This window comes from Microbulbifer sp. SE14, from assembly GCF_059834885.1.
The window spans coordinates 1-21,344 of record NZ_JCBAJA010000003.1; the positions used below are offsets into that span (position 1 = coordinate 1).

The window sequence follows — 21,344 nt, forward strand, 5'->3', positions numbered from 1 at the left end:
GCCTGGAGTTGCTGTTCGAGATCTTTGTTGTCCATTGTTCTGCTCATGGTATCCTCCGGTGCAGAGTACGGGGGCATGAGCAGTTACACAATTTAATTTACAGTCTCGGCAGAGACCCTGTAGCGGGCCGTGACTTTGAGCGAGTGCTTTTACCAACCTTTGGACAATTGCTGACAGCAGGCCAAGTACCGTCAACCTGCTCACACCACTGGTAGCCGGTGAACTTTGAAGAGGATGTACTTGATGGCCCCCACTCGACAATAAATTGGCCATCGGTATCTGTGCTTCCGCTCTCCACAGTGCCGGCTTTATAGGTTACGTCGCCGCTCGCATTCGGTTTGAAAGCGACGTTAACTGTATGCTCACCTATTTTATCTTTATTGAATTGAGCTGCCGGACAGGAGTCTATTTTTTCTGGCGGGGGAAATGTATAGGTTTGGCACCACTCTCGCCAATGTTCATATCAATATTGTGCCGTTGAGGAAACGGTTATTGTTTTGTTTCCGCTTCCCGATCCCCAAGCTGCGTCGACCTCGATATAGCGCGTAAACTGTCCGTTTTTAAACTCCTTAAGGTAGATCCCCATATTGCCGAAAGGAGGGACAGGGTCGTATGACAGGGAGAAGCTTCCGGTGTTGTTGCTATCGGGCCCCGTCAAAGCTTGAGCGATAGCGCTGAAACCGATCAAGCAGACCACAGTCGCATTTTTGAAAAAAGTCTCGAAGTCCATTTCTCCCCCTGGCATGTATTTATTCTTACCGGCGATTTATCACACGATCAGATTACAGGTCAATTACACGTCATTACAGAGGATTACACGCCTCGAAAATCACCAAGCAGATGCTTTCCGAAAATTGGTATCGATCGATGATTGGGGCACAGCTCTACCCCAAGGAAAATTGAGGTAACGGCCGAGGCACGCTTATGATCGACAGATCAAGGCAAGGCGGTAAGAAATGTCGAGATATCTCGGATAACTAGGCATTCTTGGGAAAGCATTCACCGTTTCTACTCGGCTGCGGAAGCGTCTAGCACACAAATAATCACAACAGCATGAGGGTTCACAAACAGGCCCAAATCTACGCAGTTTTCTCAGGAAGAAACAACTGCAACGCCTCCAGCGCCCGCTTCTCCTCCCCCAGCCGCCGGTAGTGATTGACCAGCGCCATTCCCAGCTTCGGCAACAGCGGGTGCTCCACCCGCTGCTGTTGCAGCCGTCGCAGCAGCTCCTCCAGCCACCCCCAGTCCTTCTCCTGCGCCGCGCGTCGCGCCAGCAGCAGGCAGACCTTGGCGGTCAGCGCGCGGGGCTTTTCGGTGGCCTGCAGGTAGCGTCGGTATCCCGCTGCCAGTGCGCGCACATCGGTGTCGACGCTGCCCGCCAGGGCGAACAGGGCCAGGTTGGCGCGGTGGTGGGCTTCGCTCTCCGGGGCGGCGGCGGTCAGTTCTATGGCGCGCTCGATCAGTGGCAGCGACTGCGGGTACTGGCGGATTGCCGCGCTGGCGGCGTCGGCGGCTTCGAGCAGTTTGCCCTCTTCCTGGAAGCGGTCGATGCGGGCCAGGGCGCGACTCTGGGGCGTGGGCACCGCGTCCTCCACCGGCATCTGCGCCACTGCCGGGCGGCGGCTGAGCAGCAGCAGTGTCGCGGCGAAGCCGGCGATCAGGCCGCCGGTGTGGGCCCAGTAGGCGATGCCGGCGTCGCCGTAGAAGTAGCCGAAGATTTCCTTGGCCAGCCACAGGGGCAGCACCAGCAGGGCCGGCGCAGTGAACTCGCCGAACATGAAGCCGACGGTGTAGAAGAAGCGCAGGCGGCGCACGCCGTAGATGGCGACGAACATGCCCATGATCGCGGACACGGCACCGGAGGCGCCCACCATGGGCACCGGGCTGCCCGCTTCCACCGCCATGTGCAGGCCGGCGGCGGCGAGGCCGCCGACAGCATATAGGCCGGCGAACCAGAGGCCGCCCAGGGCCAGCTCCACCGACAGGCCGAACAGCAGCAGGAAGACCATATTGCCGATCAGGTGATCCCAGCTGCCGTGCAGGAACATATGCCCGAACAGGCCAGCGACGCTCGGCTCCGCCGGCACCAGGCCCAGGGCGATGCTGCTGAGGCGGTCGCGCAGTTCGGCGAACTGCTCCCGCTGCGCCAGCCACTCGGTCTCGCCCTCTTCCCGCAGTTGCGGCAGCAGCCAGTTGTGGAATTCCGGGTTCCACAGCAGCTCGCGGTAGACGAATTCCTCCCCCTGGGCGTCCACCTGGGTGCGCCACTCCGGGCGCACGTCGTTCACGTAGACCAGGAAGCGCTGCTCCTCGAGTTCGGGCAGTTGGCTTCCGAAGTAGTATTCCTCCGCCTGCTGCCAGCGCGCCTCGTCACGGCCCTGGTAGAGGACGAACACCAGCAGGTTGATGGCAATCAGGGCGAAGCACATCAATGGCGGCCGACGCCAGTCGGGTTTGTTCTGGATGGGGATGATCAGCACTGGCGCTTCCTTCTCAGGGTTCGGCGGCCGCGCGATGGCGACTGGGATTTATGCCAACAGAGGGCTTGATAAAGGTGCAAACAGCCACTTTCGGAAAAAGTGGTTCACAAACTTGCCACGAAATACGGGTTTGCACGCCAACTTTCACCAAGGGCGGTCCGGGCTACTGGTGCCCTGCCGCGCCCCCGCGCTATGTTGCTGTCCGTAGGTACACGGAGCCCGCTGGGCGCTACCGGACGGTGGGCGCAACAAGAAAAACAAGTTGGAGCACCTATGTTCAAGCACATTACCAAACCCAAGCGTAAAACTTTACTCTTTTCCGGCCTCTGTGCCGCCCTCAGTACCGCCACCGCCCTGGCGGGCGGGCCGGATCCCCTGGCGCACAAGATGAACCTGCCGGCGCTACAGGCGGAGGCGCAGTATCGGGGATTTATCGTCAAGTACCGGGAGGGCGCCGCGGCCAGGCGCAGTGCCGCCGCGGTAAGCCGGTCGCTGAACGCGGCGGCCGCGGAAACGGGCACCGGGCTGGACGCCGTGCGCAAGTTGGCCACCGGCGCGCAGCTGGTGCGGGCGCAACGCGGGCTGGACAGGACCGGCGCCGAGGCGCTGATGCGCCGCCTGGCCCGGGATCCCGACGTGGCCTATGTGGAGCCGGACGTGCGCCTGACCATCCAGTTCACCCCGGACGACACTCGCTACAGCGAGCAATGGCACTACTATGAGGCCACCGCCGGCCTGAACCTGCCCGGCGCCTGGGACAATGCCGACGGCGCCGGCGCCGTGGTGGCGGTGCTGGACACCGGCTATACGGACCACAGCGACCTGCTCGGCAATATCATCGGCGGCTACGACTTCATCAGTGACAGTTCCGCCGCCCGCGACGGCGACGGCCGCGACAGCGATGCCCACGACGAGGGGGACTGGTACGGCTGGTTCGAGTGCGGCATCTTCCCCGCCAGCAGCAGCTGGCACGGCACCCATGTGGCCGGCACCGTGGCGGCGGAGACCCACAACAGCCAGGGCGTGGCCGGCGTGGCCTTCAATGCCAAGGTGGTGCCGGTGCGGGTGCTGGGCAAGTGCGGCGGCAGCCTGTCGGATATCGCCGACGCCATGGTGTGGGCCTCCGGCGGCAGTGTGTCCGGTGTGCCGGCCAACCCCTACCCGGCCGACGTGATCAATATGAGCCTGGGCGGCTCCGGCGCCTGCGGCGCCACCTTCCAGGACGCAATCGACACGGCGGTGGCCAACGGCACCAGCGTGGTGGTGGCGGCGGGCAACAGCAATGATGACGCCTCCGGCTACCAGCCGGCCAGCTGCAACAATGTGATCAGCGTGGCCGCCACCGACCGCCAGGGCAACCGCGCCAGCTATTCCAACTACGGCAGCGTGGTGGATGTGGCCGCGCCGGGCGGCGAGACGGGCACCACCGCCAACGGTGTGCTGTCCACGCTCAACAGCGGCTCGCAGACGCCTTCCTCGGAGAGCTACGCCTTCTACCAGGGCACCAGCATGGCCACCCCCCACGTGGCGGGCCTGGCGGCGCTGGTGAAGAGCGTGGATCCGGACATGACGCCGGCACAGGTGGAGGCGGCGATCGTCGACAATGCGCGCGCCTTCGCCGGTTCCTGCTCCCAGTGCGGCAGCGGCCTGGCGGATGCGGATGCGACGGTCACCGCGGTGATGAACCCGTAGTTTTCCCAACCTACAGGGTTCACGGAATCAGCCGGCCACTTGGTGGCCGGCTCTTTATTTGTTCTCTTTTCGCCGCGCTATCGGCAGCGGCGGCTCCCAGCTGCGCAGGTGTAGATCCCGCTGCGGGAAGGGCACTTCTATGCCCTTTTCGCGGAACTCGCGCAGCAGTTCGAGGTTGTAGAGCGCGTAGGGATCGCCCAGCGGCGACACCATGTTGCTGTTCACCCAGACCACCAGCTTGAAATTCAGTGCATTGTCACCGAACTCCATCAGCCACACCTCGGTCTTGCGCTTCCAGTCGGTGTGGGTGATGTTGACCCGCTCCGCGGCCTCCATGGCCGCCTCCTTCACCAGGTCCGGGTCCGAGTCGTAGGCCACGCCGAAGGGCACGTGGATACGACGCACCGGGTCGTCCAGGGTGTGATTGATCACACGGCCGGCGACGAATTCCGAGTTGGGCACCAGGATATCCACATTGTCGCGGGTGGTGATGCGGGTGGAACGCACGTTGATGTCGCGGATGCGGCCGAAGACGCCGGATTCCAGCTCCACCAGGTCGCCGACCCGTAGCGGCTGCTCGAACAGCAGTATCAGCCCGGAGATAAAGTTGGAGAAGATCGCCTGCAGGCCGAAGCCGATACCCACCGACAGGGCGCCGGCCACTATGGCCAGCTTGGAGGTGTCGAGGCCCAGCATGGCCAGCGCGATCAGCAGCGCCACGCCGATGATGCTGTAGTGCAGCACCCGGCCGAGGTTGTACATCGAATGTTCGCTGGCGTGCTTCTTGCGCACCAGCCGGTTCAGGAAGCGACGGGTGAAACCGGAGATCAGCCAGGCGCACACCAGGACGAAGATGATCTTGGCGATCTGGCGCAGGGTGATCGGCGTCTGTGCAATGCTGAACAGCTGGTAGTCCGCCAGTTCGCGCCAGCGCCGGTAGAAGAGATCGGTGAAGTAGCCGGTGCGCTCGCGCACCGTCGCCCACCAGCCCTGCCGCTCCTGGTAGACCTGCAGCTGCGCCGCCTCGTAGCGGGATATGTCCTCGATCAGGTCGTTGGCGCGCCCCAGGCCGCTGTCGATGCGCTCGAAGTAGCGCCACCAGCGGCTCATGTCCTGGCCCTCCTCGCCGCGCCAGGCGACCACCTGGCGCTGGCGGATATTCAGCTCCCGCGAGGTGCCGTCGATCACGGCGCGCGCCGTTTCCACCAGGTCGCGGCTGACTACCAGGGGGAGCTCCTCTTCCGCATCGCTGAGGACATTGTTGATCGACTGCAGCAGTTCGGCCTTGCGCCTCTTCAGGTGGCTCTCGAGCAGGTTGACCTCAAGGAGCATCAGCGTGAGGTCTTTTTGCATGTTGGTGTCGGGATCGGTGGACTGCACCGTGGCGCTCTGCACCCGGGTACGCTCCTCGGCCATTTTCTCGATTTTGCCCGCCTGCTCCTCGATATCCTCTTCCAGTTGCTTGGCCGCATCGGCGCTGTATTGCAGCTCCTCCAGCATGCGCTTCAGACGGTCCTCCGCCAGGTCCAGCTGCTCCTGCCAGGCACCCATCTGCTGCTCCAGGAAATCGCGCTGCTCGATGATGTTCAGGTGATTGATCTGCGCCAGCAACAGCGCCAGGGCGGCGGCTTCTTTCTCCGCCTCGTCTTCCACGTCGCGCAGGCGGACTACCTGCTTGCGCAGCTGGCTGAGGGACTGCTCCAGGGTTTCTTCCAGTTGGCGCGCCTCCAACTGCACCCCCAGCAGCCGCTGGCGGCCGCGACTGATGGCGGCGTCCGCCGCGGCCCAGGCCAGCACATCCGGGTTTTCCGGAAATTTCACCTCCGGCAACACCGCCATCTTCTGCAGTTCGGCCTGCTGCTGCCAGGTGATCTCCACGCCCTTGAGGGCCTTGTCGATCGCGTCCGCCTCCTTCTGCAGTGCCTTCTCCTCGGGCAGTTTCTCCCGCCATTTGCCCCAGGCTTCGTTCAGTGCCTGCAACCACTGCTCCCGCTGTTCCCGCGAGGCGTCGATCCAGCCGGTCCACCAGTCGGCGGAGGGGGCGGAAAAGTCGGGGATGACCGGTTCGAATTCCTTCGGTTTCTTGTCGGGGAGCTGGGCGCTGGCGAGCAGTGTACTGCCGGCGAGCAGCAGGCCGAGAAGGAGGCTCAGCAGCGCGCGGACAGCGCTGCGGCCGCTAACACTAAAGCCGCGGCCGCGATCACTGCGCGCAATGCGAAGGGGGGAAAAACTGCAGTCGCCCGCCATAGTGCGCATCTGTCCGTGAAAAAAATCCGACGCAAAAAAACGACGCGGATTGGTGGAGATCCGTCCTTTCAGTCTAGTCGCTGAGCACCACCTCCAGACGCTGCACCGACATGGTGGTGGCGCCGCTGCGGTAGCCGCCCTCGGCGTGCAGTATTTTTATTGCAGCGCCGCCGACCAGGCGCCGATCCAGGTCGGTGGCGAAGTCGCCGAAGTCCGAGTAGAGGGTGATCAAGTCGCCGTCTACCAGGGCAAAGAGGCCCCCTTCCAGTATCGGCTGCAGCAGTGGCGCCTGGCTGAGGTCCAGCAGGTTGGTGAACATGGCGCCGCGGCGGATGAAGAATTCGCTGCCCAGCAGCCCTGGGGCCAGGTTCGGCCGCAGCCCGGTGGCGTCCAGCGCCAGCAGGGCGTCGGGGCTGCCGTCGCCGGCCCAGCTCACCAGCAGCTGCGCCCCACCGGCGACAAAATCCTCGATGGCCCCGGCGTCGAAATCCGGCGGGGCGTCGCCGAAGGGCGCCACGTAACCGCTGATCCGCAGGGGCGCGTTCACCACCAGTGAATCCAGCGGCAGCGACTGGGCATTCACCTGGTAGTCAAACGGATCCGCGTCCAGGGTCTCGTCGCCGCCGGTACCGGTAAAGTCGAACAGCAGTGAATCGCGGTTGCCGAACGCCAGGGTGGTGACATTCAGTTCGTCGCCGGCGCGGCTGTTCAGGGTCGCGTCCAGCGCGCTGGGCAGCAGGCGCACCTCGGCGGCATCCAGCAGCCGTTGTTCCTCATCCCAGAGACCCAGGGCGGTGATGCGCTGGCCGACAGAGACGGCGGCGGCGGTCAGCTGCTCAAGCGGGAAACCGGGCTTCACCACCCGCGCGTCGGTGGGCAGCAGCAGCCGCCTCTCGTCGTCGAAGACGACGCTGCCGTCGGTGCGGATCAGGCGCGTGCTTATCAGGGTCAGCAGATTGCCGTCGCGCGCCAGCACCTGGCCCTGCAGCGCGTCCAGGGAGACGCCGGGCACGCTGCCGCCGACGTAGACCTGGTGCACGATAAACCGGCCCGTCGCGCCGTCGAAACGGCCGAAGGCCAGGGTGGCGGTATCCGGGGGCAGTTCCGCCAGCGCGCTCAGGCCGGTGGAGCTGAAAAAAGCTTCGCCGTCTATCGCCCACTCGGTATCGCCGTCGATGAAGATATCCACCCCGCCCTGGCGCCCCTCGTTGCCCTCGAAGGGGCGCAGGGCGATGCGGTAGGAGAGCTCGCCCTCGTCGACGCCGATCAGCTGGCCGCGCAGGCGAAATTCCCTCGGCTGCAGCGGATCCACCTCCGCGGTGGCCACCGGGTAGAGTTGCACCTCCGGCGGCGTCGGCGCTGTGTCGACAATATGGGAGGCGGTCAGGCTGAGATCCAGCTGCAGCAGCGGCGGCAGGTCGGGCACCGCCAGCGGCCGGTTAAGGGGATCCAGGTCCAGCGACAGGGTCACCGCGCGGACCTTGCGCCCGTCGGGGTGCAGGATGCGCGCCCGCTCCGCGGCGCCGTCCACATCCACGCGGATATCCGCATCCGTGTAGTCGAGGGTAAGTTCGACGCCCACATAGAGACCCACCGGGATTGTCGCCGCGGTGACCAGTTCCGCCAGGTCCCGGTACTGCACCAGGTCGACGGTGTTTGCCTTCTCCAGCAGCTCGACCGGGGTGCCGTCCTCGCGCAGCAGGCGCAGGGAGGTGATGGCCACCCGGTAGCGGACGAAATCCCCCTCGAGATCGCTGAAGCCGACCAGCAGGCGACCGCAGCCGTCCGGGAGGGAAACCGCATCGCCGGTTGCGCAGACGACGGCCTCGTTACCCGGGTCCTGCGCACTGTCCCCGCCACTTCCACCATCACCACCGCTGCCGCCACAGGTGGACAGCGACAGCGCGAACAGCAGGGCGCAACACGCCCGCCAGGGTGCGGAAAAATCCCTATTCCTCGACATGGCCTTCCCTCGGCGCAACTACTGGAGAGACTTCTTAAAGCCTAGAAACTCTGGGCGGGGGGCGGGAAGAAAAAATTACAGGCTGCACGGGCTGCGGCCGGAGCCCTCTCCCCCCAGCCCCTCTCCCGCAAGCGGGAGAGGGGCGCTTTCTTTTCAGACTCCCGGTAATCGCTTGGGACAGACTGCTAGCGCATGCAGCGCTCGAACTCGTCCCAGTAGCTGCCCGGCTCGCGGCGGTAGGGGCCGACGCCGGCGCGGCGCGATTGATCGTCGGCTATGCGGCGGCAGGTGGATCTGCGCTCGCGGTAGTTTTCGCCGGAAAGATCGTCGCGATAGCCGTAGCGGCCGATGTAGTTCCAGTTGCCGCGGTAGTAGTAGTCAGCGCGGTAGCGGCCGTAGTAGCCGTCGGCGCGGTAGCGGGGATCGGGCCGCGGGTAGGCCCGGGGTACTGTTTCCTGGGGTTGGGCAGGCTGTGCGGGCTGCGGCGCCGGAGCGGGCAGCGCGTAAAGTTCCGGGCGCCCCTTCCTGTAGTAGTCGCGCCAGCCGTGGGGCGCAGTCACGACCGAGTAGTCGCCGCCACCGGGATCGTACAGGAAGAAGGTGCCGTCAGAAGTAACGAAATAGCGGTTGCCGCCCATGGTAAAGCTGCCGCTGTCGCCGGGAACCTCGGGCACCCGCGCGCCCAGCGGTGGGTCCACTCGCAGATAACCCCCTTTACCCAGCCGGTAAAAGGAGCCATCCGAGTAGTAATAGGTTTCGCCGCGCACCAGGATTTGCGAGGCGCCGGAAGGCAGCTGACCGAGCCGGTCCTGTGCCCAGGCGAACGCGACGGCGAGGCTGAACAGGAGTGCAATGGCGTAGCGCATGGCGGCCTCCCTCCAAAGTAAACTACCGGAAGTTTACTCAGCGGCGGACGCTATCCCCACTCGCGCTTTTTCTGTCAGAGGATGGAAGCCTGCTCCCCCTCCCCTTCCCGCGCCACTTCCGACAGCACCTTGACCGCCTGCCCCGGCTGCAGCCGCTCGGCACCGCGCACTATGACCCGGTCGCCGTCGGCCAGGCCGCCGCGCACCGAAATCCACTCGCCGTCGCCGCTGCCGGTGGTGACCGGCAGCCGCTCCGCCTTGTTGTCGGTGCCGACGCGGTACACGAAGGCGTCGCCGTTGCGCAGTACCAGCGCATCCCGCGGCACCGCCACCATCTCCCGCGCGGCCGCCACCGGTACCGCCACCTGTACCGGCATGCCGACGATCCAGTTCGACGGCTGCGGCAAGTGCACCATCAGCTTGACCCGGCGCGAATTGTCGCCGACTACCGGCACGAACTGGCGCACCCGGCCCTCGAGCAGCTCTCCACCCATTTCGCGCTTTTCCTCGGTCTGCGACACCGCGTCGCTGCGCAGCGCAATGGCATCGCCGGCATTCAGTAGCGGCAGCGCCTCCAGCGGTATATCCGCCTCCACTTCCAGCTGCGACATATCCAGCGCACGCAGCAGTTGGGTGCCGGTGCGCACATACTCGCCGGCCTGGTGTTCGCGGCTGACCACCAGGGTATCGAAGGGGGCGTTGATCCGTGTCTTGGACAGTTCATAGGCGCGGCGGTCGCGTTCTATCTGCGCCGCCACCAGGTCCTGGGCCATGGCCTCGCGCTCGGCCTGCTGTTCCTCCAGGGCCGCGCGGGAGGTGCCGTTGGTTTCGGCGAGCTTGGACAGGCGCTGCAGCTGCGCCTCCAGGTAGGTCAGGCGCGCACGCAATTGCGCGATGCGGCTGTCACTGTTGCGTAGCTGCAGTTTCCAGTGGGTCGCGTCCAGCTGTGCCAGCCGCTCGCCCTTTTTCACCAGGCTGCCGGGCTCGGCGACGAATTCCAGTGCGCCATCCAGCTCCGACGAGATGCGGATATCGCGGCGGCTCACTACCCTGCCGGCGGACCACTGGCTGGGGGCCATCTGGCGCAGCTGGGCGCGGTCGACGGTGACGGCGGCCTCGTCCTGTTGTGCCAGTGCCCCCGGAGACAAGAGTGCCAGTGAAAGCAACGCCGGGAACAGACACAGCGCATTGCGCCAGCGCGGCCCCGCCGCTCCTACAGGGTGGTTTTCCCCCGGTTCAGTGCCATTCGGCAATTCGTGCATTTTATTCATAGGGAATTCCTCGCAACCAGCCGCTCGCGCAGGCGGGCAAATTGCGGCAGGGGCAGCCGGCCGGTCTGCAGCAGCGCCGGCAGCAGTACCAGGGTGAACAATGTGCTGACCGCCATGCCGCCGACGATCACCGCGGCCAGTCCGCGGTAGATGACGCTGCCCTCCCCCGGCGCTACCAGCAGGGGCAGCATGCCGAAGACGCTGGTCAGTGTGCTCATGAAGATAGGCCTCAGTCGCAGGCGCAGCGCCTGCTCCACCGCCTCGACGCGGCTGGCGCCCTCGTCCTCGGCGGCGCGGGTCTGGTGCACCAGCAGTATCGCGTTGTTGACCACCAGGCCGAGCAGTATCACGAAGCCGATCATCGTCAGCAGGTCGAGGGGCTGGAAGCCGATCAGGTTCAGCAGCTGCAGCGCCAGCACGCCGCCGACGGTGGCCAGCGGCACCGTCAGCAGCACCAGTCCGGCGTCCTTGAGGGAGCGGAAGAGTGCACTCATCAGCAGGAACAGGATCAGCAGCGCCAGGACGAAGTTCTGCGACAGGGACACCAGCGCCTTGTCCAGGTCGCTGGCGTTGCCGCCCACCAGGATGCTGCCGTCGGCGGGCATGGCCGCCTGTATCTGCGGCAGTATCTCCGCCTCTATCTGCGCGCGCACCTCCTCCAGGGAGACGTCGTCCGGCGGCACTATGTTGAGGGTGATGGTGCGGCGGCCGTCCACCCGGCGCAGGCTGCCGGGGCCGACGGTGCGCTCGACGCTGGCGAGCTGGTTCAGCGGCACTATCTCGCCGCGGGGTGTGACCAGCGGCGTGTTCTGCAGTTGCTCCGGGGTGCGCCACTCCCGCGCCTTGAAGATCACGTCCAGGCGCTTCTCGCCGTTGAAGTATTCGCCCACGTAGAGGCCGTCGCCCAGGGCTCGCACCAGGCTGCCCATAGCCTGGCGGTTCCAGCCCTGCTCGTGCATGGCGCGGTCGTTGGGGTAGACGGTCAGCTCCGGCTCGGACAGGGACAGGCCGGGGTTCGGCTGCACCGGCACACCGGGCATCACCTCGCCCACCACCTCCACGCCGCGGGCGGCGGCCTTCATCAGGCCCTCGGCGTCGCGGGACTGCAGGTGCAGGGCTATCTGGCGGTCGCCGCCGAACTGGCCGAAGAGGTTGCCGCGGGCGGCGAAGCCGCGGAAATCGGGGATATCCATGAGGATTTCCTCGCGCAGAATGCGCTCCATCTCCGCGGCCTTGTCCATATCCTTGACGCGCACGCCCATGGTGCCGCCGTTGGGCCAGGTGATGATGTAGTAGTTCTTCAGCGCCGGTTCGCGCTCGCCGCGCATATAGGGCGCCATGCGCCTGTCTATCTCGGCGACGATTTCGTTTTTGATGGTGTCGACGTTGGTGGCGGCGGGGAAGTTCATCCACACATCCACCGCGTCCCTCTTCACCGGCGGCAGGTAGTCGAGCTTCGGCAGCAGCAGCCAGGTGGCCAGCAGCGGCAGCAACAGCAGGCCGCCGATCACCTGCCAGCGCCGCGCCGGCGTACCGGTCAAACCCATGACTCTGGCGGTGATCCGCTCCCACAGGCCGGCGAGGCGGTCCTCACTGGATATATCCGGCAACCACTGCCGGGCCGCCAGAGGCACCACGGCCACCGCCACCAGCAGCGAGAAGACGACGGCGACGGCGATGGTCAGCGCCAGGTCGCCGAACACCTGCCCCTCGACACTGTTGAGGAAAAACACCGGCAGGAATATGGCCACGGTGGTGGCGGTGCTGGCGAGCAGCGCGCCCCACACCTGGCCGGCGCCCTTTTCCGATGCCTCGTGGGCACCCAGACCTTTTTCCCGCAGACGCACTATGTTCTCGAGCACGACGATGGCCGCATCCAGCACCATGCCGGTGGCGAAGGCCAGGCCGGCCAGGGAGATCACATTGACGCTGCGCCCGGCGGCGGACAGCACCACGAAGGTGGCGAGCAGGGAGATGGGTATCGCCGCGGCGACGATCAGGGTCGCGCGCATGCGGCGCATAAACCACCAGAGTACCCCCACCGCCAGCAGCATCCCCAGCAGCAGGTTGCCGCCGAGCAGGTTCAGCGCGCGGTAGACGAACACCGAGGCGTCGAAGGACTGCACCAGCACCAGCTTCTCGTCCTTCAGGGTCGTCTCGTTCAGCTCCGCGACCCTGGCCTTCACCCGCTCCAGGGTGGCGAGCATATTGGCGTCGTTGGTGCGGTTGATGCGCAGGGACACCGCCGGGTTGCCGTTCTGGGTGGTGACGCCGCCCGGTTCGGAGGGCGCCACCTTCACCTCGGCGATATCGCCCAGGCGCACCGGCTGGCCGTCGCGCCACTCCAACACCAGTTCGGACAGTCTCGTCGGATCGTACTCGCCGACGAAGCGCAGTGTATAACGGCGCCGGCCCACGTCGGTGAAGCCGCCGGACACGTCCCGCGCCGAGGCCAGCTGGCCGCTCACCGCCGGCAGCTGAATGCCCAGTTCGGCAGCCCTCCAGGGATCGAAGACCACCTGCAGCTCCTCGCGCCCGGCACGGCCGGCCTGGGCCTCGACACTGGCCACGCCCTGCACCGACTCCAGCGCCGGGCGCAGCACGTCCTCGATCAGGCCGGTGTAGTCCTCGAGGCTGTGGGGGTTGTCCGGCAGCAGCTGCAGGAAGAAATAGGTCAGCGCGGTGGCGTCGCCGCCAAAGCCGCCCAGCATCACCCTTGGCGGCTCGGCGTCGCGGGGCAGCGGCGGCAGGCTGCTCATGCGGCTGATGACGTCGATCAGCACCTTGTCCATATCGGTACCCATGGTGAATTCCAGCCTCACCCGGGCAAAGCCGCGACCGGCGTTGACCTGCATCATCTCCAGGCCGGTGAGGCCCGCTAGCACCGACTCGATGGGCTCGACGATCTCCGCCTCCACCTCCTGTGGTGAGGCGGCGCGCCAACCGGCGGCGATGGTGATCTGCGGATTCTCGATATCGGGAAAGAGTTGCACCGGCAGGCGACTGGCGAGAAAGGCGCCGAGCAGCACAGCCAGGACCACGGCCACCGCGGTGGCGGCGGGATTTTTCAGTGCGGCTCCGGTGAGCGCCATGCCTTGGACCTTTTGTTTTTTTAATAGCGGGGCAAGGCTAATCGGTTGCCATTCTGGTGCAAGGGGATTGCGACCAGCGGATCTATTTAACGGATATGGGAACGCCTGACTTCAGGCCACGGCCCCCCACCTCCGACGAAAAATACGCTCCCGCGCCGGCGACCCGGCGCGGGAACGAATCCTTTTGGCCGCCTATTGCTGGCCGGTCAGGTTCATGCAGCGGTTGAACTCCCTGATATAGATCTTACCGCCCATGGACGGATTGCGATTGGCGCGCTCCGCGGCCCAGTTGCGGCAACCCTCTTCACTGTCTATGCGGACGCGCTGTTCCGGCTCCGGCAGGGTGCGGCGGTAGAAGTGCGGCTGCTCGTAGCGGATCAGGCCACGGGGCGGGCTCACCTCATAGTAGTAACCGCCCTGCGGATGGAAGCGATAGAAGGTATTGCCGTGTTGGTAGTAGGTCTGCCCCATTACCTGCACCTCGGAGGACCCGGAGGGCAGCTGGCGCAGTTGTTCCTGGGCCTGGCTGTAGCCAGCGAGAGAACACATCAGTATCAAGGGAATCAGAAAACGCATGGGACTTCCTCCTCTTTCGATGTGTGTGGAAGTCTATTTACTGGGTCGGCCGATCCCCAATTTAATTCGCGCCGTGACAGGGTCCTCCCTTATCACAAAAAATGCTGAACCTTGTTCTTGTAACTGCGGCTCATCTTCAAGCGTTCGCCGTTGTTCAGCACCAGGTGATACTCGCCATTGATATGGGCGCAGATCTCGCGCACCCGGCTCAGGTTGACGATGGTGGAGCGGTGAATACGCTGGAACACCTTCGGGTCCAGCTGCTGCTCCAGCTCCTTCATGGTGATGCGCATCACATGGGTCTCGCCCCCGGCGTGCACGCACATATAGTCGCCGGCGGCGTCTATCCAGTCGATTTCCCGCGCCGGCACCAGGGTGATCTTGCCGGAGTCCTTGATGGCGATTTTCTCCGGATAGGCACTGCCGCCCCATTCACCCTGAAGAGTACCGGCGGCCAGCTTCTGCTCCAGCGCCTCGGGGGATTCCCTGGTCAGGTCCGCCACCGCCTCCAGCAGCTGCTCCCGCTGGCTGGCGATATCGGCGCTGGCGAGTTTTTCCCGCACACGCGAGAGAGCCACCGCCAGGCGCTGTTCCTCGATGGGTTTCAGCACATAGTCCACTGCGTTGACCTCGAAGGCCTCCACCGCGTACTGGTCGTAGGCGGTGACGAACACCACCTGGGGCAACTGCTCCAGTGGTATCTGCTGTACCAGCTGCAGGCCGTTGACGCCGGGCATCTGGATATCCACGAAGGCCACATCCGGCTGCAGTTCGAGAATGCGCTCGCGCGCCTCGCGGCCGTTGCCGCACTCGGCGATCACTTCCACGCCGTCCATCTGTTCCAGGCGCAGGCGCAGGCCGCGCCGTGCCAGCGGCTCGTCGTCGACGACTATGGCCTTTAATGTGTCCGTTTTGCCGTTCATAGAATTATTCCTGTTCGAAGGGAATGCGGATGTGTACCGCCAGGCCGCCCTCGGGGCGGTTGCGGAAGCGCACCTTCTGCTCGTCGCCGTAGAGGGCGCGCAACCGCTCGCAGGTGTTGCGGATACCGACGCCGTAACCGGAGCTCGACCTGGATGCCAGGGTCGCCAGTTCACTCTCCGGTATGCCCGGGCCGTTGTCACTCACTTCCAGCAGCAGTTCGCCGGCGAAGACCCGCGCCTTGATCGCAACCTCGCCGCCCCACTCCCGCTGGGAGATGCCGTACTTGATCGCGTTCTCCACCAGCGGCTGCAGCAGCAGGCTGGGCACCAGCGCCCGCGGCGAGTCCCCCTCCAGGTCCAGGCTCACCCCCAGGCGGTCGGCGAAGCGCACCTTCTCGATATCCAGGTAGAGCATCAGCGCCTCCACCTCCTTGGACAGGGTCACCTTCTGCATCGGGTCGTTGTCGAGGGAGTGGCGCAGGAACTGCGACAGCCGCGACACCATATCGTTGGCGGTGCGGCCCTGGTTGTCGAGAATCAGCGTGGATATCGCGTTCAATGTGTTGAACAGGAAGTGCGGGTTCAACTGGTAGCGCAGCATCTTCAGCTGCGCCTGGTGCGCCATGGACTCGGCACGCAGCGCCTTCGCCTGCTGGGTCAGGGAGGCCTGGTAGTACTTGATGCCGTAGTAGAGTGCGGCCCAGGTCATCAGGATCAGGAAGGAGTAGGAGAACCAGTAGGTCGCCAGCACCGCCGGGTGCTCGTCGCTCTCCTTGCCATAGAGCCACAGGGAGCCGCCAAACTTGATCGCCGCCCACACGAAGGCCGCCACTATCACCACCACCAGGGAGCCGAACAGGCGCGTGGCCGGCGGCTTGTCCCAGAGCTTGCGGAAGCCGCGGCGCATCACCTCCGACAACAGCACGCCGGAGGCGGTGGCCACGGTGATATAGCCGGTGTGCAGCCAGTGGTCCTTGACCCAGAAAAAGCTGCCCACAAAGGTCAGCAGCGTATAGCCGCCCCAGCCGGACAGCTGCAGCGCCCAGTACTGCCAGCGCTGCATGGCCAGTCGCTCGGACAGCCATTGAAATGCGGTATTGCCCATAGAATCCCGTGATCGCGGCGCCGCCCAAAGCAGGGATTCGCGGCGCCTATTTGACACAAATAGATGGCTTCATACTAAATGGCGCATACCGCCGGCGAAATACCGCCGGGCGCAACATAGGGACAGACTGCCGCAGGAGCCACCGTGAACTACTGGCTTTTCAAGTCCGAACCGGACGAATACAGCATTTGGGACCTGGCCGGCGAAAGGGGCCAGACCGGCCGCTGGGACGGCATCCGCAACTTCCAGGCCCGCAACTTCCTCCGCGATCGGGTACAGGAGGGCGACGGGGTCCTCTTCTACCACAGCGCCTGCAAGGTGCCCGCGGTGGTGGGCACTGCCGAAGTGGTGCGCACCGCCTACCCGGACCCGGCCCAGTTCGATCCCGAGAGCAAGTATTTCGATCCCAAGGCCAGCGGGGACAAGCCGCGCTGGTACTGCGTGGATATCCGCTGGCAGGGCGAGTTCGCGCGGCCGGTGCCGCTGGCGGAGATCAAGCAGAACCCGGACCTCTCCGGGATGGTACTGGTGAGGCAGGGGCGGTTGTCGATTCAGCCGGTGACCGAAACGGAGTGGAAGACCATCCTGAAGCTGGGCAATTCGTAGCTTCCCCGCTACAAGTCAGACCATTTCCATTAAACGAAATCCGCGATTTCCTCCAGCGGCTTCTTCTCTATCGCCGGTACCTGCGCGCCCTCCGCCGGCAGGCCCGCCACCAGGATCATATAGGGCTTTTCCGTCGCCGGGCGTCCGAGGATTTCGCCCAGGAACTTCATCGGGCTGGGCGTGTGGGTCAGGGTGGCGACGCCGGCGTTGTGCAGGGCGGCGATCAGCATACCGGTGGCTATGCCGACACTCTCCGCGGTGTAGTAGTTCTTCAGCTTCACGCCGCCGTCTCCCTTGGAAAACTTCTTCAGGAATATCACGATCAGGTAGGGCGCGGTTTCCAGGAACGGCTTGTGCGCGTCCGTACCCAGCGGCTCCAGGGCGTTCAGCCATTCGGCGGAGGCCCGGCGCTGGTAGAACTCGCGCTCTTCCTCTTCCGCCGCCTCGCGTATCTGCCGCTTGATCTCAGCACTCCCCACCACGACAAAGTGCCAGGGCTGCATATTGGCACCGCTGGGGGCACTGCCGGCGGTGCGGATGGCCTGCTCTATCACTTCCCGCGGCACCGGCGCGGCGGAAAAGTCGCGCACCGTGCGGCGCCGGCGCATCAGGTCACTGAAGCCGCCGGCACGGCGGCACATCTCTGCCTCACTGAGGCGCTCGAACTGCAGGGGAAGAAACTGTTCCATCATCTACACGACTCCCTCTTATACAACACCTTTGGTGCGGGCGATAAAGATACTGAGCAGGGACAGCAGGGTCAGCACGCCGACGATCACCAGCAACAGCAGCAGCGGGCGGAAGGGCTTGCGCTCCACCCTGTTGACGCCGCGCTGCAGGTATTCGTCGACCCTGGCCTGGTCTTCGGCGGAGAGTTTCTTTCTGGGGTACTGGTCGGGATCTTCGGACATGACGGTGGCGCTCGTTATTGTTGTAGTCGTAGGGTGCGCCGCGCGCACCGTTTGCCCGAGTCTAGAAGATAGCGCCCATACAAAAAAGCCCCGCATTGCGGGGCCTGATCGGCAGATCGTAAGAGTGAACCAGTTAGAAGAGCTCTTCCTCGAGATCCATCAGGGTGGCGCTGCCGGCGTTGACGCTGGCGGCCAGGGCCTGTGCCTGGGGCAACAAACGGGCGAAATAGAAGCGCGCCGTCTTGACCTGGCCCCTGTAGAAGTCGTCTTCGCCGGTTTTCGGCAGTGCCACCGAGGCCGCCCTGGCCCACATATAGGCGTAGGCCACATAACCGAACAGGTGCAGGTATTCCACCGAGGCGGCGCCGGGCGCGTGGGGGTCATCCTTGCTCGCGGCGATCATCTTCGCGGTGGTGTCTTTCAGGCGCCGCAGTTCGGTCGCCAGCGGCCGCACGAACTCGGCCATCTCCTCGCGATCGATTTCCGCATCGATAAACTTCTGCACGTCCGCGGCGAACAGATCGAAGAAGGCGCCGCCGTTGGCGACCGTCTTGCGACCCGCCAGGTCCAGGGCCTGGATGCCGTTGGTGCCCTCGTAGATCTGGGTGATGCGCACGTCGCGCACCAGCTGCTCCTGGCCCCACTCACGGATATAGCCGTGGCCGCCGAAGACCTGCTGGCCGAGCACGGTGCACTCCAGGCCCTTGTCGGTGAAGAAGGCCTTGGCCACCGGCGTCAGCAGCGCCACCATCGCCTCCGCGTGTTTCCTCTCCTCGCCCTCGCCGAACTTGGCGATATCCAGCCACCGGGCCACATAGGTGGAAAGCGCGCGGCCGCCGCCGATCAGCGCCTTCTGGGTCAGCAGCATGCGGCGCACGTCCGGGTGCACGATGATCGGGTCCGCGGCCTTGTCCGGCTGCCGCGCACCGGCCGGGGAGCGGCTCTGGATGCGGTCGCGGGCGTATTCCAGTGCGTTTTGATAGGAGCGCTCGGAGGCGCCCAGGCCCTGGATGCCGACACCCAGGCGCTCGTAGTTCATCATCGTGAACATGGCGGCCAGGCCCTTGTTCACCTCGCCCACCAGCCAGCCCTGGGCGCCGTCGAAATTCATCGCGCAGGTGGCGGAGGCCTTGATGCCCATCTTGTGCTCGATGGAGCCACAGTTGACCGCATTGCGCTCGCCGAGACTGCCGTCTTCATTGACCAGGTATTTCGGTACCAGGAACAGGGAGATGCCCTTCGGACCCGCCGGTGCGTCCGGCAGCTTGGCCAGCACCAGGTGAATGATGTTTTCGGACAGGTCCTGGTCGCCGCCGGTGATAAAGATCTTGCTGCCGGTAATGCGGTAGCTGCCGTCTGCCTGCGGCTCCGCCCTGGTGCGGATTAGCCCTAAGTCGGTGCCGGCGTGGGGCTCGGTCAGGTCCATGGCGCCGGCCCAGCTGCCCTCGTACATCTTCGGCAGATATTTCTGTTTCAGCGCCTCGCTGGCGTGGGCGTCGATGGCCAGGCAGGCACCGGCGGTCAGCACCGGGTAGAGGGCGAAGGAGATATTGGCGGAGTTGATCATCTCCTCCACCTGGGCGCCGAGCATCTTCGGCATGCCCATGCCGCCGTACTCGGGGTTGCCCAGCAGCGAACCCCAGCCGCCCTCGCAGAAGGTGGCGTAGGCCTCCGGGAAGCCCTTGGGCGTGGTGACGACGCCGTCGTTCCAGTGGCAGCCCTCTTCGTCGCCGCTGCGGTTGATCGGGTCCAGGGTGTTGGCCGCCAGCTTGGCCATCTCCTCCAGGATCGCGTCGGCGGTCTCGCGATCCACCGCGCCTGCCAGCCCGGGCAGGCGCGCCCAGAGTTGATCCGCGGCAAATACCTCGTGCAGCAGGAAGTGCATCTCCCGCAGTGGCGCCTTGTAGTCGGCCATGCTCCCGGTCCTCATTCAAGTGTTTCAAACGGTTGTTTGAATCTAGGCGCGAAGCGGGGGATTGTCAACTGTGCAGGCGGACTGAAGGCGGGAATTGATCCGCCCTTCCATGTCTTCGGCGGGCACCGCGGGCGAGCACAAGGTTCGCCCCTACAGATCGAGAATCCCGGCGCCTAGCCGGCCAGGAGCGGGGTCGGGTCCAGGTGTTCGGCGGCACTGCGGTGGTCGGCATTCTCGTCGAACGGCAATGTGCCCAGCAGCGGTGCCGGCAGCAGGGCCTTCAGGGTGGCCAGGTTCTCGTCCGGCCGCGCCATGCCCTCGCGAACAAAGTTCGCGACCCAGCCCGCCAGCTGCAGGCCGTCGCGGCGGATTGCCTCGGCGGTCAGCAGCGCGTGGTTGATACAGCCGAGCCGCATGCCCACCACCAGGATGACCGGAATATTCAACTCCTGTGGCAGCTGCGACAGGAAGGCTCGAGGACCGAGGGGGGTGCGCCAGCCACCGGCGCCCTCGATCAGCACCAGGTCTGCCCCGGCGCTCATGACGCCGCGGCAGACGCCGGCCATGCGCCCCAGGTCCAGCCGCTTGCCCGCCTCCATCGCGGCAATGTGCGGGGCTATGGCCGGTTCCAGCGCGAAGGGATTCACCTGCTGGTAGGGCAGATCCAGGGTCATAGCCTCCTGCAATAGCAGGGCATCGGCGTTGCGCAGGCCGTCGAGGGTGCGTTCGCAGCCGGACGCGACGGGTTTCACCGCCGCAGTTTCCAGTCCCCGCGCCGCGGCACTTCTGAGCAGCGCTGCGGTCACATAGGTCTTGCCGACTTCGGTGTCGGTGCCGGCGACGAAATAACAGTGGGACACGGTGAATCTCCAAATCTTGCCAGTTTTTTATTGACGCCTCTTTAAACGTCGTCTACTTGATGATAAGTTACCCATATAGAGCGATTTTTAACCATTTTCGAGAGTTCTTTCGATCCCGCGTTAGGATAATTGCCTAGAAAATTCCCCCGGTGCGCGCCGGGCGCGCGGCGAAAGACAACGCTGTCAAAACAAATTTCCCCCAGCGGGATGAACGGCAGGGAAGCTACCGGAACTACGGAAAAACCGACAACTATCAAACAAACTGCTTGCTGAGACCATGCGATACCTGACTTTTGCCCTGCTGATGTTGGCGCCGCTGTTCGCCTCCGCCACGATCAAACCCGTCGACCAGGTGGTCGTCTACAAATCCAAGGGACTGATGCAACTGAAACGCGATGGCCGTGTGGTCAAGAGCTACAAGGTGGTGTTCGGCGAAAACCCCAAGGGCCACAAGGTCCAGCAGGGCGATGAGCGCACCCCCGAGGGTCGCTACACCCTCGACTGGAAGAACCCCAACAGCCGCTTCTACCGCTCTATCCATATCTCCTACCCGAACAAACGCGACCGCGCCCGCGCGGCCAGGCTGGGGGTGAATCCGGGCGGCGACATCATGATCCACGGCATGAAGCCGCAGTGGCAGGGGATGGAGAAATATCTGCAAAAGATGAACTGGACCGACGGCTGCATCGCGGTGACCAACCGGGAGATGGACGAGATCTGGGCGATGGTGAAGACGCCGACGCCGATTGATATCTATCCCTGATCTCGGGACTCGGGACTCGGGACTCGGGACTCGGGACTCGGGACTCGGGACTCGGGACTCGGGACTCGGGACTC

At 64.7% G+C, this 21,344-nt stretch carries 17 protein-coding genes; 3 read left to right on the top strand and 14 right to left on the bottom strand.

What is annotated here, in order from left to right; all coding sequences use genetic code 11:
• Nucleotides 1-463: 463 nt before the first annotated feature.
• Together AC6R19_RS03085 and AC6R19_RS03090 are read right to left on the bottom strand one after the other, a co-directional pair.
• Nucleotides 464-730, bottom strand: a complete 267-nt coding sequence (locus AC6R19_RS03085) for a hypothetical protein (protein WP_500578031.1) — start codon at nt 728-730, stop codon at nt 464-466.
• 349 nt (nt 731-1,079) lie between these two features.
• The gene (locus AC6R19_RS03090) at nt 1,080-2,480 is read right to left on the bottom strand and encodes a rhomboid family intramembrane serine protease (RefSeq protein WP_500578032.1); all 1,401 of its coding nucleotides are present in this window, start codon (nt 2,478-2,480) and stop codon (nt 1,080-1,082) included.
• A 273-nt stretch (nt 2,481-2,753) separates the two neighbouring features.
• On the opposite strand from AC6R19_RS03090, the gene AC6R19_RS03095 reads away from it, so the two are divergent.
• Nucleotides 2,754-4,172 carry a S8 family peptidase gene (locus AC6R19_RS03095; protein WP_500578034.1) on the top strand — a complete coding sequence of 473 codons (1,419 nt, stop codon included), beginning with the start codon at nt 2,754-2,756 and terminating at the stop codon, nt 4,170-4,172.
• A gap of 54 nt (nt 4,173-4,226) precedes the next feature.
• On the opposite strand, the gene AC6R19_RS03100 is transcribed toward AC6R19_RS03095, so the two are convergent.
• From AC6R19_RS03100 to AC6R19_RS03135, 8 genes are all read right to left on the bottom strand, one after another.
• Nucleotides 4,227-6,428, bottom strand: coding sequence for a mechanosensitive ion channel family protein (locus AC6R19_RS03100; RefSeq protein ID WP_500578036.1), 2,202 nt, complete (start codon nt 6,426-6,428; stop codon nt 4,227-4,229).
• Nucleotides 6,429-6,492: 64 nt separating this feature from the next.
• Nucleotides 6,493-8,382 (bottom strand): hypothetical protein, encoded by a 1,890-nt coding sequence (locus tag AC6R19_RS03105; RefSeq protein ID WP_500578037.1) that lies wholly within the window; start codon nt 8,380-8,382, stop codon nt 6,493-6,495.
• A 185-nt stretch (nt 8,383-8,567) separates the two neighbouring features.
• Nucleotides 8,568-9,248, bottom strand: coding sequence for a DUF6515 family protein (locus tag AC6R19_RS03110; protein ID WP_500578038.1), 681 nt, complete (start codon nt 9,246-9,248; stop codon nt 8,568-8,570).
• A 74-nt stretch (nt 9,249-9,322) separates the two neighbouring features.
• Nucleotides 9,323-10,519, bottom strand: a complete 1,197-nt coding sequence (locus tag AC6R19_RS03115) for an efflux RND transporter periplasmic adaptor subunit (RefSeq protein ID WP_500578039.1) — start codon at nt 10,517-10,519, stop codon at nt 9,323-9,325.
• Nucleotides 10,516-13,611, bottom strand: coding sequence for an efflux RND transporter permease subunit (locus tag AC6R19_RS03120; protein ID WP_500578040.1), 3,096 nt, complete (start codon nt 13,609-13,611; stop codon nt 10,516-10,518). The genes AC6R19_RS03115 and AC6R19_RS03120 overlap by 4 nt, the downstream gene beginning before the upstream one ends.
• Nucleotides 13,612-13,803: 192 nt before the next feature.
• Nucleotides 13,804-14,187 (bottom strand): hypothetical protein, encoded by a 384-nt coding sequence (locus tag AC6R19_RS03125; protein WP_500578042.1) that lies wholly within the window; start codon nt 14,185-14,187, stop codon nt 13,804-13,806.
• A gap of 92 nt (nt 14,188-14,279) precedes the next feature.
• The gene (locus AC6R19_RS03130; protein ID WP_500578044.1) at nt 14,280-15,110 is read right to left on the bottom strand and encodes a LytR/AlgR family response regulator transcription factor; all 831 of its coding nucleotides are present in this window, start codon (nt 15,108-15,110) and stop codon (nt 14,280-14,282) included.
• Nucleotides 15,111-15,114: 4 nt separating this feature from the next.
• Entirely contained in the window at nt 15,115-16,215 is a 1,101-nt protein-coding gene (locus tag AC6R19_RS03135; RefSeq protein WP_500578046.1) for a sensor histidine kinase, read from the bottom strand.
• A gap of 144 nt (nt 16,216-16,359) precedes the next feature.
• Here AC6R19_RS03135 and AC6R19_RS03140 point away from each other — a divergent pair, with 144 nt between their 5' ends.
• Nucleotides 16,360-16,821, top strand: a complete 462-nt coding sequence (locus AC6R19_RS03140) for an EVE domain-containing protein (RefSeq protein WP_500578048.1) — start codon at nt 16,360-16,362, stop codon at nt 16,819-16,821.
• 29 nt (nt 16,822-16,850) lie between these two features.
• Here the strand turns inward: AC6R19_RS03140 and AC6R19_RS03145 are convergent, their stop codons facing one another.
• The 4 genes from AC6R19_RS03145 to bioD form a co-directional block, all read right to left on the bottom strand.
• Nucleotides 16,851-17,513 (bottom strand): nitroreductase family protein, encoded by a 663-nt coding sequence (locus AC6R19_RS03145; RefSeq protein WP_500578050.1) that lies wholly within the window; start codon nt 17,511-17,513, stop codon nt 16,851-16,853.
• A gap of 15 nt (nt 17,514-17,528) precedes the next feature.
• Entirely contained in the window at nt 17,529-17,732 is a 204-nt protein-coding gene (locus AC6R19_RS03150; protein WP_500578051.1) for a DUF3094 family protein, read from the bottom strand.
• A gap of 133 nt (nt 17,733-17,865) precedes the next feature.
• A complete protein-coding gene (locus AC6R19_RS03155) occupies nt 17,866-19,647 on the bottom strand; it encodes an acyl-CoA dehydrogenase C-terminal domain-containing protein (RefSeq protein WP_500578053.1) in 1,782 nt (593 codons plus the stop codon).
• Nucleotides 19,648-19,820: 173 nt separating this feature from the next.
• Nucleotides 19,821-20,507 carry a dethiobiotin synthase gene (bioD, locus tag AC6R19_RS03160; protein ID WP_500578054.1) on the bottom strand — a complete coding sequence of 229 codons (687 nt, stop codon included), beginning with the start codon at nt 20,505-20,507 and terminating at the stop codon, nt 19,821-19,823.
• A 277-nt stretch (nt 20,508-20,784) separates the two neighbouring features.
• On the opposite strand from bioD, the gene AC6R19_RS03165 reads away from it, so the two are divergent.
• Nucleotides 20,785-21,270: a L,D-transpeptidase family protein gene (locus AC6R19_RS03165; RefSeq protein WP_500578055.1), complete on the top strand. Its 486-nt coding sequence runs from the start codon at nt 20,785-20,787 to the stop codon at nt 21,268-21,270.
• Nucleotides 21,271-21,344: the final 74 nt, after the last annotated feature.

What these genes read in the sequence shown, in the direction of transcription:
- AC6R19_RS03085 (WP_500578031.1), bottom strand. Translation starts at nt 730, where the DNA reads ATGGACTTCGAGACTTTTTTCAAAAATGCGACTGTGGTCTGCTTGATC.
- AC6R19_RS03115 (WP_500578039.1), bottom strand. Translation starts at nt 10,519, where the DNA reads ATGAATAAAATGCACGAATTGCCGAATGGCACTGAACCGGGGGAAAAC.
- AC6R19_RS03125 (WP_500578042.1), bottom strand. Translation starts at nt 14,187, where the DNA reads ATGCGTTTTCTGATTCCCTTGATACTGATGTGTTCTCTCGCTGGCTAC.
- AC6R19_RS03100 (WP_500578036.1), bottom strand. Translation starts at nt 6,428, where the DNA reads ATGCGCACTATGGCGGGCGACTGCAGTTTTTCCCCCCTTCGCATTGCG.
- AC6R19_RS03130 (WP_500578044.1), bottom strand. Translation starts at nt 15,110, where the DNA reads ATGAACGGCAAAACGGACACATTAAAGGCCATAGTCGTCGACGACGAG.
- AC6R19_RS03095 (WP_500578034.1), top strand. Translation starts at nt 2,754, where the DNA reads ATGTTCAAGCACATTACCAAACCCAAGCGTAAAACTTTACTCTTTTCC.
- AC6R19_RS03135 (WP_500578046.1), bottom strand. Translation starts at nt 16,215, where the DNA reads ATGGGCAATACCGCATTTCAATGGCTGTCCGAGCGACTGGCCATGCAG.
- AC6R19_RS03145 (WP_500578050.1), bottom strand. Translation starts at nt 17,513, where the DNA reads ATGATGGAACAGTTTCTTCCCCTGCAGTTCGAGCGCCTCAGTGAGGCA.
- AC6R19_RS03150 (WP_500578051.1), bottom strand. Translation starts at nt 17,732, where the DNA reads ATGTCCGAAGATCCCGACCAGTACCCCAGAAAGAAACTCTCCGCCGAA.
- AC6R19_RS03120 (WP_500578040.1), bottom strand. Translation starts at nt 13,611, where the DNA reads ATGGCGCTCACCGGAGCCGCACTGAAAAATCCCGCCGCCACCGCGGTG.
- AC6R19_RS03155 (WP_500578053.1), bottom strand. Translation starts at nt 19,647, where the DNA reads ATGGCCGACTACAAGGCGCCACTGCGGGAGATGCACTTCCTGCTGCAC.
- AC6R19_RS03165 (WP_500578055.1), top strand. Translation starts at nt 20,785, where the DNA reads ATGCGATACCTGACTTTTGCCCTGCTGATGTTGGCGCCGCTGTTCGCC.
- AC6R19_RS03110 (WP_500578038.1), bottom strand. Translation starts at nt 9,248, where the DNA reads ATGCGCTACGCCATTGCACTCCTGTTCAGCCTCGCCGTCGCGTTCGCC.
- AC6R19_RS03105 (WP_500578037.1), bottom strand. Translation starts at nt 8,382, where the DNA reads ATGTCGAGGAATAGGGATTTTTCCGCACCCTGGCGGGCGTGTTGCGCC.